At 54.7% G+C, this 14493-nt stretch carries 13 protein-coding genes; 12 read left to right on the plus strand and 1 reads right to left on the minus strand.

What is annotated here, in order from left to right; genetic code table 11:
• Positions 1–289: 289 nt before the first annotated feature.
• Positions 290–949 (minus strand): acetyltransferase, encoded by a 660-nt coding sequence (locus tag G5B47_RS24695; RefSeq protein ID WP_165104062.1) that lies wholly within the window; start codon positions 947–949, stop codon positions 290–292.
• Between the two features lie 518 nt (positions 950–1467).
• Here G5B47_RS24695 and G5B47_RS24700 point away from each other — a divergent pair.
• From G5B47_RS24700 to galE, 12 genes are read left to right on the plus strand one after another with little or no spacing between them, the layout of a single operon-like run.
• A complete protein-coding gene (locus G5B47_RS24700; RefSeq protein ID WP_165104064.1) occupies positions 1468–2646 on the plus strand; it encodes a nucleotidyltransferase domain-containing protein in 1179 nt (392 codons plus the stop codon).
• Between the two features lie 41 nt (positions 2647–2687).
• Entirely contained in the window at positions 2688–3332 is a 645-nt protein-coding gene (locus tag G5B47_RS24705; RefSeq protein ID WP_235949970.1) for an acyltransferase, read from the plus strand.
• Entirely contained in the window at positions 3329–4525 is a 1197-nt protein-coding gene (locus tag G5B47_RS24710; RefSeq protein ID WP_165104066.1) for a glycosyltransferase, read from the plus strand. Before G5B47_RS24705 ends, G5B47_RS24710 begins: the two co-directional genes overlap by 4 nt.
• Positions 4526–4551: 26 nt before the next feature.
• Entirely contained in the window at positions 4552–5583 is a 1032-nt protein-coding gene (locus G5B47_RS24715) for a glycosyltransferase (protein ID WP_165104067.1), read from the plus strand.
• 15 nt (positions 5584–5598) lie between these two features.
• Positions 5599–6756 (plus strand): polysaccharide pyruvyl transferase family protein, encoded by a 1158-nt coding sequence (locus tag G5B47_RS24720; RefSeq protein WP_165104069.1) that lies wholly within the window; start codon positions 5599–5601, stop codon positions 6754–6756.
• Positions 6757–6764: 8 nt separating this feature from the next.
• Complete coding sequence (locus tag G5B47_RS24725) at positions 6765–7967, plus strand: glycosyltransferase (RefSeq protein WP_165104071.1); 1203 nt, start codon at positions 6765–6767, stop codon at positions 7965–7967.
• Positions 7964–9163, plus strand: coding sequence for a glycosyltransferase (locus G5B47_RS24730; RefSeq protein WP_165104073.1), 1200 nt, complete (start codon positions 7964–7966; stop codon positions 9161–9163). The genes G5B47_RS24725 and G5B47_RS24730 overlap by 4 nt, the downstream gene beginning before the upstream one ends.
• A gap of 13 nt (positions 9164–9176) precedes the next feature.
• Positions 9177–9740 (plus strand): acyltransferase, encoded by a 564-nt coding sequence (locus tag G5B47_RS24735; RefSeq protein WP_165104074.1) that lies wholly within the window; start codon positions 9177–9179, stop codon positions 9738–9740.
• A 36-nt stretch (positions 9741–9776) separates the two neighbouring features.
• On the plus strand, positions 9777–10979 hold the full coding sequence (locus G5B47_RS24740; RefSeq protein WP_165104076.1) for a glycoside hydrolase family 88 protein: 1203 nt from the start codon (positions 9777–9779) through the stop codon (positions 10977–10979).
• Positions 10976–11857: a glycosyltransferase family 2 protein gene (locus G5B47_RS24745; RefSeq protein ID WP_165104077.1), complete on the plus strand. Its 882-nt coding sequence runs from the start codon at positions 10976–10978 to the stop codon at positions 11855–11857. Before G5B47_RS24740 ends, G5B47_RS24745 begins: the two co-directional genes overlap by 4 nt.
• 38 nt (positions 11858–11895) lie before the next feature.
• Positions 11896–13443, plus strand: a complete 1548-nt coding sequence (locus G5B47_RS24750) for a lipopolysaccharide biosynthesis protein (protein WP_165104079.1) — start codon at positions 11896–11898, stop codon at positions 13441–13443.
• Positions 13444–13447: 4 nt separating this feature from the next.
• A complete protein-coding gene (gene galE, locus G5B47_RS24755) occupies positions 13448–14482 on the plus strand; it encodes a UDP-glucose 4-epimerase GalE (RefSeq protein ID WP_165104081.1) in 1035 nt (344 codons plus the stop codon).
• Positions 14483–14493 lie beyond the last annotated feature (11 nt).

The raw sequence follows: 14493 nt of genomic DNA on the forward strand, positions 1-14493 counted from the left end.
ATTATGCAGTTATTTCCGGCTCAACTCCCAATGCAGGCAGCATAGTCATGAAGTTCCTGCACGATAGCAGGTTTTTCCCGCTAACCCACGTTTCTGCCTGAAAAAACCTGCACATTCGCCGGTTTGCAAGCAAGAGCGCTGAACTAATCCGTAACCCGTGGGATCTTGCGTTGCGGCCCCGAACCCCGGACATCTTTGCAGCCATGGTATCCCGTGGTGCAGCCGCCCCGTGCATCTCGCCTGCGGCCTCCCGCGGTACAGCCGCCTCCGCGTATCCCCGCCGCTACAACTACAAATACCGCTCGCCCGCGGCGCGCGATCTAACGACGGCGGCAGGCGTTCCGTAGGCCACGGCGTATCCGCCGATATCGGCGAGAACAGTTGCCCCCGCCCCGATGACGGTATGCTCCCCGATGCGGACGGAGTGAATGACGTTCGCTCCCAGCGAGAGCACGGAATAATCGCCGATTGTCACGTTCCCGCCCGTCGTGGCGCCCGGAGCCAGCGTGACATAATCCCCGGTCCGGCTGTCGTGATCGACCGATGCCTTCGGATACAGTACGCCGTGTTCGCCGATAACCGTGTCGCTGTTAACGACCGCCCCCGCCATCACAACGGTGCCTTGTCCCAGCACTGCTCCCCTTGCGATCCAGGCGCCCGGATGGACAGTGGTAACGAAGGGAACATCCGGGCAAAGGGAAGTGATCCGGGCGACGATGCCCGCGCGGACCCAGTTGTCACCGATGGCGACGATGACGCCGTCTATTTCCTCCCGGTGATCGGCAAGGTATTGTTCGCTTCCAAGAATCCGGTATCCGTACACCGCGGAGCCGGCGGCCTTGTGACTGTCGAGCAGCCCCACGATCCGGTACTGCCCCTGCCGCTCAACGGTATCAATCACCGCTTTGGCATGCCCTCCCGCTCCGAATACGACTATGTTATTCCCCAAGGCTCAAGTCCCCCTTTTTAAAATATAAGAATTTATAAGCCGGGCGCATATCATTTGGTCTTATATTTTTACGAGAAACGTACCTGCGTCTTAAAAAAACGCCGTCAGCCGCTTCTTCTTGTTTCAATATAGCACACGCTCCGGGCCAATTTACGGTTTTTGCAACTTAGCAATTGACAACTTTCAGGCAGGAGTGTTACGCTTTACTTGCGTTCGTTAAATAGAACAAAAATTACGATTTCCGTTCGCTATGCTCTCATTCTATGTACTCGTTCGCTACATTCTCATTCCGAGTACTCGTTCGTTATGCTCTCATTCTAAGGTACTCGTTCGTTATGCTCTCATTCCGAGTACTCGTTCGTTATGCTCTCATTCTAAGGTACTCGTTCGCTATGCTCTCATTCTATGTACTCGTTCGCTGTGATCTCATTCCATGTACTTGTTCGCTATGCTCTCATTCCATGTACTCGTTCGCTATGTACTCATTCGCTATGTTATCGATGGTAAGGAGATATCCCATGGGAAATCCATTTGCGCTGAAGACGGAAGCCCTGTCAACCGAAATGCGTCTTCTCCTGGCGATTCTCGCGGCGGAGAAGGCCGAGGATCTGCCGGTCCGCTTCCCGGACTTGTTCCGCGAGGCGGACTGGGAGGAGTTCGTCAAGCTTGCGCTGCATCATCGCGTATATCCCAATCTCTATCCCCGGATGAAGAATCTGGGGGAGGCGGTGCCGGGGGAAGTGACAGGCTGCCTGTTTGCCCACTACAGCCGGAACACGTTCCAGATGCTTCATCTAAGCGCTGAAATGGAATTTCTCGACGGGGAGCTGGCCCGGAGAAATATCCGCGCGCTTTTTCTGAAGGGGCCGGTCATTGCCAAGGATCTGTACGGGGACATCTCCATGCGCACCTCCTGCGATCTGGATCTCCTGATTCCGCTGGTTGAGCTGTCCGGCGCGGAGGTGATGCTGACCAGTCTGGGGTATATCAAGGACGATTATATCCATACCGTGCTGAACGACTGGAAATGGCGGCATCACCACACCACCTTCACCCATCCGAAAAAAGGGGTCAAGGTGGAACTTCATTGGAGGCTGAATCCGGCCCCTTCCGGCGAACCCGATTTCGAGGAACTGTGGGAACGAAGACGCTTAAGCAAGCTGACCGGCCGGCCGGTTGCCTATTTGGGAAAGGAAGACCTGTTCCTGTTCCTCGTCTCCCACGGGGCGAGGCACGGCTGGTCGAGACTGCGGTGGCTGCTCGATATTAAGCAGCTGCTGCTGCAGCGGCCGGACGCCGGCAGGCTGATTGCTCTGCTCCGCAAGCACCGCTACTACCACGTCGGCGGGCAGGCGCTGACCCTGGCCCGGGAGCTGCTGGACGCCGAGATTGCTGGGGAGCTTGGGCGAATGGAGCGCGCTCCGAAATCGCGGGCGATGGCGCAGGGCGCGATGTTCTATCTGGAACGGATGGTTAACCTGCATTCGCTTCCCGTCCCCGAGGATGTGGCGTCCTATCACAAGCGGCATCAATTCGCGCTGTTCTCACCGGTCCAGAAGCTCGTGTTCGTCCTGAGCTTCCTCTTTCCTTATCCGGAGGATGCCGAAACGCTGCCGCTGCCCAAACCGCTGCACTTCCTGTATGTTCCGCTCCGGCCCTTCCTATGGGCCTGGCGAAAGAGCAAACGCTTTACCTGATTTCGGCCTCGGCCGTTTACCGAAGGGAGATGAGGCTTCAGATGATTGGAAAAGTGCTAAGGACGGTCCGCAGCCAGTACCGCGAACGGGGTCTGTTAAGTACGCTGGCCATGAACCTGTCTCATTTCACCGGATTTTTGCGGGGACTGTTCTATAAGCTCTTGTATTTCGGCAGCATTTCCTATGCTCCGTTCTCCATGCAGGGCAACAGCACCATCGAAATCTTCAACCGGAAATCCAGGCTGAAGCTCGGCAGCTTCGTATTTATCCGCAAAAATGTCAGCATCAGGCTGGATCACGGCGGCGAGCTGACGCTGGGGAACAAAACGTTCATTAACGATAATTGTACGATCAACTGTGTTCACCGCATCGCGATCGGCGATTATGTGAAGATCGCTCCGAACGTCTGCATCAACGATCATGACCACAATTACAAGCCGGATTCGGATAGCCCGCTGATTCAGGATGAGGTCATTATCGGCAGCCATGTATGGATCGGGGCGAACACGGTGATTTTGCGGGGAACGGTGATCGGCGACCATTCGGTGATCGCAGCCGGGAGCGTGGTCAAAGGAACGGTGCCGCCGTACACCCTGTTCCTCAACAAGCGGGAGAACAGCTTGAAGGAGATTGCCGGGGCAAATGTATTCACGATGGTGCCTGCCGTATCGGGGGGGCCGTCATGAAAAAGAGCATCCTAATCTCCGTCTACGATCTGGAAATCGGCGGCATTGAGCGAAGCCTGATCAACATGCTGGAGGCCTTCGATTACGAGCGTTACGAGGTCGACCTGCTTGTGTTTCGTCACCAGGGTGATTTTATGGAGATGATTCCCCGAGACGTAAATCTGCTGCCGGAAAAGAAGCCGTATACCGTGCTCCGAAAGTCGCTTCGGGAGTGTCTTGCGGACGGAAGCTATCTCGCCGCTGGCGTGCGGCTGATCTCGAAGGCCATAGCCCGGGGCCGGGCCGCCCGGAGAAAGCTGAACGAAGGTCCCGGCTATATCCAGATGCAGTGGGAGGCCAGACTGTCTTCGTACTATTTTCCCCGTCTCCCCAAAACGTACGATCTGGTCATCAGCAACGGCTGGCCGCATGACATCGCGCTAAAAAAAGTAAAGGCCCGTAAAAAGCTCGCCTGGATTCACACGGATTACAGCAAGCTGGAAATCGACAACAGGCTGGATCTCAAGGTATGGCGGGAGTTCGATTACATTGCTTCGATCTCTAACGACTGTACCGCTTCTTTTATAAGTACATATCCGGAGCTCCGCCCCAAAATTGTGCAGATCGAAAACATCATCTCGCCCGAATTCATCAGGAAGATGTCCCAAGCGGAGGATGCGCCGGAGGTCGCGGATATGTTTAACGTGGTGTCCGTCGGCAGACTGTCCTATGTAAAGGGCTACGACATGGCGGTTCAGGCTTTAAGAACGCTGCACGACAGGGGGATGACCGGCATCCGGTGGTATGTGATCGGATATGGGGGCTACGAGCGGGAACTGAGAGAGCTGATCGCCCGAAACGGCCTTCAGGAGAGCTTCATTCTTTTGGGCAAAAAAATAAATCCCTATCCCTACATCAACAGATGCGACGTGTACGTCCAGCCGTCCCGCTACGAAGGCAAAGCCGTAACCATTACGGAAGCGCAGATTCTGGGCAAGCCTGTCATCATCACGAATTATCCCACAGCGCCAAGCCAGGTGACGGACGGAGTGGACGGAACAATCTGCGAGCTCAGCCCGGACGGGATTGCCGAGGCGATTCAAACCCTGTACCACAGCCGCGAGAAGCGAAACGTCCTCATCCATAATCTGAAAGACAGAGATTACAGCAACCGCGGTGAGTTGAACAAGCTGTATGAGCTGATCCCTTCCTAATTCACGAGAAGGAGCCGCCCCAAGCCATGAATGTAAAAGTGAGCGTTGTAATTCCGGTATATAATGCGGGTTCCCGTCTTGGAGAATGCATCGAGTCTCTGATGAAGCAGACGCTCGGAGAGTGCGAGTTTATTTTTGTGAATGACGGGTCCACTGATGTCAGCAGGGCGATTATCGAAGCGCATCTTCCGCTCGACCCGAGAATCCGGCTGATCAACCAGGATAATCAGGGGGTCAGCATCGCGCGCAATACGGGCCTTCAGGCAGCCCGCGGACAATATATCGGGTTCGTGGACGCCGACGACACCGTGGAGCCCGATATGTTCGAGGTGCTGTATGCGAGTGCGGTGCAGTGGGGCTGCGACGCCGTCATTTCCGATTTTGAAAGCGCCGCAGGCTCCCGCCGGTTCGTTACGCGGTTTCCGCTGCCTCGCAGCATCAAGCTGGACCGGGAATATATCCGCGGGCAGCTGCTGCCCGAATTTATCAAAACGGATGCGCTCAATTCCGTTTGGAACAAGCTGTACAAGGCCGAGGTTGTTACAAAAAACGGGGTCGAATTTCCCGTCAGGGTGGCACTGGGGGAGGACGGAGCTTTTAATCTCCTTTTTTTCTGCGGGGCGGAGAGTGCGGTCTACATCGATTACTGCGGGTACCGTTACCAGGAAACGGCCGGCAGCGCGACCCGGAATATCGCGGAGAAGGATTACTTCGCCAGGGCGGTTCAGGTATACGAAGCCCGGCTGCCTCAGGTCTTCATGCGACTGCTGGACGGAGAGAACATCGCGCAGTGGAAATCGGAGAAGCTGATCAACACGGTGATGTCCATTATTCACCTGTATTTCGAGCCATCCCCGGAGATGGGGCTAAGGCGCAGATACAAGTATGTGAAAGAAATGATCGGCAGCGGAGCCGTGAAGGAAGCCCTGCCCGTCTATTGGGAGAAGCATTACGGCAGCGCGGACCGGTACCGGAGAGTGCTGCTTGAAATGATCCGAAGGAAAGTCGTGCCAGGATTATACTTAGCTGCCGCATACAGCAGAATGCGAAACAGATAACGAGGAGGCATAGCCATGAAGATCATGATGTTTTTGCATGGCGGGAGTTTGAACCGGGGCTGCGAGGCGATTGTCCGCTCCTCCACAAAGATCATCAAGGAAAAAATCACGGATTCCGAAGTATATCTGGCATCGAACCGGCCGGAAAGCGACCAAATAATCACCGCTCTGGACGGGATTTACGACGGGTCCGACAAGGCGATCCGAAAGTACTCGTATGACTGGCTTCTCTCCTCATTTAAAGTGAAGTTTTTTAAAGATGAATCCTTTATTTTCGGCAAAATCCACCACAACATTATCAAGCACATCAACGATATGGATGTCTATCTCTCGATTGGCGGGGATAACTACTGCTACGGCGAACAGCCGGGCTGGTATGAAATTGACCGGAGAGTCAAGAAAGAGGGCAAGAAGCTGGTGCTGTGGGGATGCTCCATCGGAGAGGAGGATATGACCGACCTGAAGCTGGACGATCTGCGGCGGTTTGACCTGATCCTCGCCCGCGAATCGCTGACCTACGACATGCTGAGGAGCAAGGGGCTCCGCAATGTCCGTCTGTGCGCCGATCCGGCTTTTACGATGGAGAAAGAGGAGCTGCCCCTGCCCGAAGGCTGGCAGGCCGGAAATACGGTTGGCTTCAACTTCAGCCCGCTGGTGATGAACCGCAACAGGGAATCCGGCGCCGCCGCCCGGGAACTTCTTCATCACATTTTGGATACGACCGATATGACGATCGCCCTCACTCCCCATGTGATGGAGAACGGGAACAACGACTATGAAGTGTTGAAGCGGTATGAAGAGGAATTTCGGCATACCGGCCGGGTCATTCTGCTTCCCGATCATCTGACGGCTATCCAGTATAAAGGATATATCGCGAGAATGAGATTTTTCATCGGGGCAAGAACCCATGCCACCATCGCCGCCTATTCCAATCTGGTGCCGACTATGGTTCTGGGCTACAGCGTGAAGTCGAAGGGCATCTCCAAAGATATTTTCGGGGAAGAGAAGCTGGTGCTCGGGATCGAAGAAATATCCAGCGGAGCGAGGCTGACCCAGAAATTCGACGAAATGCTGAGCGAAGAGGACCGAATCAGGCACACGCTGCAAAAATCCATTCCCCGCATCCAGGCCATGTCGTACAAAGCTGTCGATTATTTACAAGAACTGGCGTGAGGCCCGTTATGAAAAAGAACCTGCTGTTCGTCATGCCCGGTCTGTCCGCCGGGGGAGGGGAAAAGAGCCTGGTCAATTTGCTCTCCCAGATCGATTTCGGGCAATACGCCGTCGATTTGTTTCTGTTCAATCACGAAGGGATTTTTATGGAGTTCCTGCCTAAAGAGGTCAATGTGCTGCCGCTTCCCGAAAGCTTCAGGCTGTTTCATCTGCCGCTGGCCCGTTCCGTCAAGGAGCTGGTGCTCCGGCATAAGCTGCCGCTGGCCTACAGCCGGACGATGTTTGCGTTCAAGAACGCCGTCTCGCAGAGCCAGGCCGTTACCGAGCAGTACAGCTGGAAGTATATTTCCAGATCGGTGGAACCGCTTGAAAAACGGTACGATGTGGCTATCGGCTTCCTTGAGAAGACGTCAACTTACTTCTGCGTCGATAAAGTGAACGCGGTCAAAAAGATCGGCTGGGTTCATATCGATTACGACAAGCTGGGCATGGACCCGGAGTTTGACAAAGGCTATTTTCAGCGGCTGGACCATATCGTCACGGTGTCGGAGGAATGCGTCGACATTCTCGCCAGACGGTTCCCGGAGCAGCGCCACAAAATCGAGCTGATCTACAACATTATCTCACCTAGAATCATCCGGCAGATGGCCGATCAGGCTAAAGTAGACGTCTACGGCCGCTCCGGTAACGAAATCGTCATTCTGTCCATCGGCCGTCTGCATCCCCAGAAGGGCTTCGAACTGGCGATTGAGGCGTGCAAACTCCTCGTAAACAAAGGATACGATATCCGCTGGAATGTCATTGGAAGCGGGGAGGAGAAGGCCAGGCTGACCCGGCTGATTCGGGAGCACGGCCTGGAGAACCATTTCAAGCTGCTGGGGCTGATGACTAATCCGTACTCCTACATCAAGCATGCCGACTTCTATGTGCAGACCTCGCGGTTTGAGGGCAAATCCATTGCCATTGATGAGGCGAAAATTCTGAATAAACCGATTCTCGTCACCAATTTCAGCACCGCCAAGGATCAGATCAGGCATGAGCATAACGGATTGATTGCTTCCATGAATCCGGAGGATATTGCCCGGGGAATCGAGCGGCTGATCGAGGACCGGGAGCTCAGAGCCCGGTTGTCCCGTAATCTTTCCCTGGAGAAGCTGGGCACGGAGGAAGAGATCGATAAACTTTACAGGCTTGTGGGTGAGGCGCAATGAAGAAGAGGCTCCTGTTCGTGATGAATAATCTGCACTGCGGCGGCGCGGAGAAGTCCCTGATTTCTCTGCTGCAGACTCTGGATTATACCCGCTATGAGGTCGACCTGTTTCTGTTCAGGCATGAGGGCTTGTTCATGTCCCAGATTCCGGGGTTCGTGAATTTGCTGAAGGCGCCCCCGGATAATCTTTATTTTAATATGTCGATCAAAACGGCGTTCGCCGACTGCCTCCGAAAAGGCAAGCTCAAGGTCGCCCTGGCCCGGTTGTTCGCGCAGTTCATCTTCGTAACGGAGAAGAACGCGGCCCGCTCGGAGCAGCGGGCGTGGAAATACGTGTCCGCTTCGATTCCCCGGATTAATGGCAAGTACGATGCGGCCATCGGCTTTCTGGAGAAGAATCCGATCTACTGCGTCATCGACAAGGTGGATGCGAAAGTCAAGATCGGCTGGATTCATACCAATTACGCCAGCCTGCGGATGGATGCGGCGATCGATAGGCCTTTTTTTGACCGGCTGGATTATATCGTTACCGTCTCCGACGAATGCGCCAGCGCGCTACACAAGGCGTTTAAGGCTCAGACCGGAAAGATCAAAGTGATTCATAATATCGTGTCGCCATCCATTATCCGGCGGATGTCCGAGCTGGAGATGCCGAAGCCGACCGCTTCCGGCAAGGGCTGCATGAATATTACGACCGTGGCGAGGCTCAGTCCGGTGAAGGGAATCGACCTGGCGATCGAAGCCTGCCGGATTTTGGTGGAGCAGGGGTATCCGGTCCGCTGGAACGTTCTCGGTTACGGGACCGATTCGGAAATCCGGGACTGTAACCGGCTGATCCGGGAGTACGGTCTGGAAGAATACTTCAAGCTGCTGGGAACGGTCGATAATCCCTATCCTTATTTGAAATCGGCTGACATTTACGTCCAGCCCTCGCGGTTCGAGGGGAAATCGATTGCCGTCGATGAAGCCAAAATCATGGGCAAACCGATCATCGTCACCAATTTCAGCACGGCCAAAGAGCAGATTGAGCACCGGCTCAACGGCTGGATCGCCGGGATGAATCCGGAGGAGCTTGCCGAAGGCATACGCAAAGTCATCGAGGACGAACCGCTGAGGGCCCGCTGGGCCGAACGTCTCGCCCGGGAGAAGCTGGGGACGGAAGCCGAAGTGAATAAGCTGTATGAATTGATCTCGTGAAAGGGTGATACCCATGTTCGAGAGAGTAAAGAAAGCCATCGCGCTAAGGCTGGGAAGAATCAGCGCGGAGCAATTGAACATCGAGGCGTGCATCCGCCAGGGAATGAAGGTCGGATTGGGCTGCCACGGATTGGGCGCCGCAACCATCGACTATGCGCACTGCTGGCTGATCGAAATCGGCGACAATGTCACCTTCGCTCCGCAGGTATATTTATTGGCTCACGACGCAAGCACCAAGCGGCATCTGGATTATACGAAGATAGCGAAGATTGTCATCGAAGACGGGGCCTTTATCGGAGCGAGGGCCTTGATCATGCCGGGCGTCACCGTGGGAAAGAACGCGATTGTGGCCGCAGGCAGCATTGTGACCAAGTCCGTGCCGGAGGGCATGGTCGTCGCCGGCAATCCGGCAAGAGTGCTGTCCACAACCGAGGCGTACATTCAAAAGCATCAGGAGAAAATGGGGCATTCGGATCTGTACGACGAGAACTGGACGATCGGCCGCCGGATTTCGCCGGACATGTGCAGGCAAATGTCGGATCAATTGATAAATGGCTCCGTCGGCTATGTGAAGTGAGCTTAAAACTACGAAGCCCGAAAGGATTTGCCCGAGATGGTCATACAGATTCTTCTCTATTTGATTGCTGCCGCAGCCATAATCGCCGCTGCCATTGATCTTATCCCGGTCTGGAAAAGCTGGTTTGGCCGGATACGTATCGGCCGCTACGATGACAGGCGGGCCTGGAGCCGCGCTCTGACCGCGAGAGGCCTTGCGTGGCTGAGCCGGATACCCGCGGTGAAAGTCACCGATAACACCCGGCTCATCGCGCTGGATATGCTCCAGGGGAATTACACGAAGAGCGCGATCCAGCACTGGCAGGAGGCTGCCCTGCTGCTCGGCCTGGGCGAATATTTGCGGCATAACGACGATCCCGCCGCAAGAGAGGGCATCCGGAGATTTCTGGATTCGAAATTGGACGGCAGCGGCCGGTGGAAGGAACAGCCGAAGCATGTCGACACCGCCATTCTTGCCTACGCGATCCTCAGCCTTGATTTTATCGGATCAGACCGGGTTGAGCCGGCCATGCACGCCGTCTGGGAATTGATCCGGGAGCATCTGGGGACGGACGGAACCGTAAGCTACCGCCAGTCGGTAAAAGGGTACCGCTATGTGGACACGGTCGGATTCATCTGTCCTTTCCTCGTGGCCTACGGACTCAAGTACGGCCGGCCCGAGTGCGTCGATCTGGCGGTTAAGCAGATCACTGAATACGAGCAGCACGGCATGCTGCAGGCCCACCATATCCCTGTACATGCCTACAACGTGGAGAACCGTGTCCCGCTTGGGCTGTACGGCTGGGGCAGGGGGCTGGGCTGGTTCGCCATCGGACTGATCGACGCCTGGAGTCAGCTTCCCCCGGATCACCGGCACAAGCCGGTTCTGGAGCGCAGCGTGGAGAGGTACGCCGAGGCGATCATGCGCTTCCAGCAGCCGGACGGCAGCTGGAGATGGACGGTCACCCGGGGCGAGTGCCGTCCGGACTCGTCGTCTGCGGCCACTCTGGCCTGGTTTCTGCTGGGCGCTTCGGCCATCGGCAGAATATCTGCGGAGTGCCGTTTATCGGCTGAAGCCGCTATACGGTACCTGATGGGGGTTACGAGGCGCAGCGGTGCCGTCGATTTCTCGCAGGGCGACACGAAAGATATCGGCGTCTACTCAACGCTGTTCGATGTCCTTCCCTTTACCCAAGGCTATGCCATCCGCGCGGTCAACCGGTACCTGAACACGTTCCATGAGAAGGGGGAGCCGAGATGAAAATAACCGTCTTCACCCCGGCCTATAACCGGGGGTACATCCTTCCCGAGCTGTATCGTTCGCTGCAGGCTCAGACCTTCGCCGACTTCGAATGGCTGGTGATCGACGACGGCTCAAGCGACCGGACGCCTGAACTGTTCAAAGCCTGGGAGCAAGAGCAGAACCCATTCTCGATCCGTTATTTCAGAGTGGAGAACGGGGGCAAGCACCGGGCGATCAACAAGGGAGTGAATCTGGCGAGAGGCGAGCTGTTCTTTATCGTCGATTCGGATGACCGTCTGACGCCGGATGCGCTGGAGAGCGTCGCGAAATGGGAGGAGGGACTTCCGGACAAAAGCCGTTTTTGCGGCGTCGCCGGGAACAGGGGAAATGGCAGCCAGCATGTGATCGGGACCACGTTCGAGGGCGAATATGTGGACGCCACATCGCTTGAAAGAACCCGGCTTGGCATTACCGGCGATAAGGCCGAGGTTTTTTACACGAAAATCCTTAGAAATTACAGGTTCGACGAAATCGAGGGCGAGAAATTTTTGACGGAATCCACAGTGTGGGACCGCATGGCCTACGACGGGCTGAGGCTGAGGTGGGTTAATCACACCATTTATATCTGCGACTATCTGGAGGATGGATTGACCCGCAACATGAAACGGATATTTTCGGAAAATCCAAAAGGGACGGCGCTTTATATCAAACAGCAGATCAAGCACTATAACTACGATTTAAGAGGAAGGCTCTCCAACTACAACCTGTACTACGATTTCGTGGGAGCAAGGACCGGTCTGAGGAAGGCGGCCCGTTACCTGGAAATTCATCCTATGACTTTACTTGCCGCCACTTGTCTGGTGAGGCTGAGGAAGCTTATGCTCCAGCGGCCATAGCTCATTCAAGCACACTGAAAAGGATATAGGGGATAGCCATGAGAGTAAAAAACTCCATCATCAACATAACGGCGGGCATCGGCAATCAGCTCGTGATGACCCTGCTGAGCTTTGTATCCCGAACCGTCTTCATTAACAGCCTCGGCATCGAGTATTTGGGCGTGAATGGACTGTTCACGAATATTCTCGCGATGCTGACGCTGGCGGAGGCGGGGATCGGAACCAGCATCATGTACAGTCTGTATAAGCCGATTGCGGATAATGATTACGTGCAGATCAACAAGCTGATGCGGCTGTACCGCAGCGCCTATCTCGTTATCGCTCTGGTGGTCACGGTGCTGGGCCTGTCGCTTCTCCCTTTTCTCGATGAAATCGTCAAGAACACGGACATCCCGCATCTGTATCTGATCTATCTAATCTTCCTGCTCAATACGGTGACGCCTTATCTTTTCTCCTACAAAAATTCATTCCTGAATGTGAATCAGAAGAGCTATATCGTCACAGTGGCCTATTCTGCATCCTCAATTCTTTCAACCGGTCTCAAAATCGGCATCCTGTACTTTACGGCGAATTACATCCTGTTCCTGATCATCGACAGCATCCTGACTATCGTTACGTCGGTATTTCTGACCATGACTGCCAACCGGAAATATCCGTATCTGAGGCAGAAAGCGGCAGGCAGGCTGGATGCGGAAACCAAAGGCGGAATCATCAAAAATGTCAAAGCGATCGTCATCCAGAATATCGGCAGCTATCTGGTGCTCGGGACGGAGAATATTCTGATTTCCACCTTTGTCAGCGTCGCGGCCGTAGGCCTTTATTCCAACTATAAAATGCTGATCGATATCGCCAGAACCTTTATCAACCAGGTGTTCAGTAATTTGTACCATAGTGTCGGAAATCTCGTCTCCAGCGAAAGCGAGGAGAAAATATACAGTGTCTATAAAGTAATGCTGCTGCTCAGCTTCTGGCTGTACTCTCTGCTCGCGATCCTGCTGTATCTCCTGATTGAGCCGTTTATTGCGATCTGGATCGGCGGAAAATTCCTCATGACCGGCGGGGTGCTGCTTGTCCTGCTGCTGCTGTTCTACGAACGGGGAATGCGCAATCCGATCAGCACGGTGAAGACGACGGCCGGCATTTTTCATGAAGACCGCTTCGTTCCGCTGGCCCAGGCTGTTCTCGGACTTGGGGTTTCCATTATTCTTGTGCGGCAGATCGGCATCGCCGGCGTTTTTATCGGCTCTCTGTTCGGCGCTCTGGCCATGCCTTTCTGGACAACACCCTATCTGGTCTACAAAAAAGTGTTCCATTTGCCCGTCGCCGATTATTACCTGAAATTTGTCACTTACTCTTTGATTGGGATAAGCGCTTTTTTTGCGGCGTACTATACAAGCGGTTTTATCCATGCGGGAAATTTCCCGCAGCTGATTGTCAAAGGAATTGTCGCGTTTGCAACCGTCAACCTGATCTACTTCGCGGTCTTTCATCGGAGGGAAGAATTTAAGTACCTTCAGGGCATTACCAAGGTTATGTTCGGCAAAGTCACCTTAAAGTTCAAGCCCCATTTGAAGAACGGAGGATGATGGCATGGCCATACTAATTACCGGAGGCGCCGGCTATATCGGCAGCCATACTGCGGTGGAACTGCTCGAAGCGGGATACGAGATTGTTGTAGTCGATAATTTTGCCAACAGCCATCCCGAGGCGATCCGTCGGATCACGGAGATCACGGGCCGCACGTTCCCTTTTTATGAGCTCGACTTATTGGACAGTGAAGGGCTGGAGGACGTGTTCGCCGGGCACCCGATCGAAGCGGTCATTCATTTTGCGGGGCTTAAGGCGGTAGGGGAGTCGGTGGAAGATCCGCTCAGGTACTATCATACGAATCTGCTGAGTACCTTGATGCTGTGCAAGACGATGCAGAAATATGAGGTGTTCCGCATCGTGTTCAGCTCCTCGGCAACCGTATACGGCGCTCCGGAGTCGGTGCCCATTACGGAAGATTCTCCTGTCGGGGCAACCAATCCTTACGGACGCACCAAAGAAATGATTGAGCATATTCTGCGTGATGTCGCGGTGTCCGATCCCCGCTGGGGAATTTCGATTCTTCGCTATTTTAATCCGATAGGAGCGCACAAGAGCGGGCGGATCGGCGAGGACCCGAACGGCATTCCGAACAATCTGCTGCCTTATATTTCCCAGGTGGCCGTTGGCAAGCTGGCCATGCTCAGCGTGTACGGGAATGATTATCCTACTGCCGACGGCACGGGCGTAAGAGACTATATTCATGTCGTGGATCTGGCGCAGGGCCATTTGAAGGCGCTGGAACGGATTATGGAGCGCGCTGATATCGAGGTATACAACTTGGGAACGGGCCTGGGCTCAAGCGTGCTGGAGATGGTGAAGGCCTTCGAGAAGGTGTCGGGCAAGGCGATACCTTATCGGGTTACCGAGCGAAGAGCGGGCGATATCGCCGTCTGCTACGCGGATACGTCCAGGGCGAATGAAGAGTTGCATTGGAAGGCTGTACGCGGGTTAGAGGAGATGTGCGAAGATACGTGGCGGTGGCAGTCGGTGAATCCGGGAGGCTATACGGAGAGCGAGCTGGAAAAAGCAAATTAAAAGCGGGCCGT

Origin of the sequence: Paenibacillus apii, assembly GCF_011043685.1 — a bacterium.
Taxonomy (GTDB): Bacteria; Bacillota; Bacilli; order Paenibacillales; family Paenibacillaceae; genus Paenibacillus_AQ; species Paenibacillus_AQ sabinae.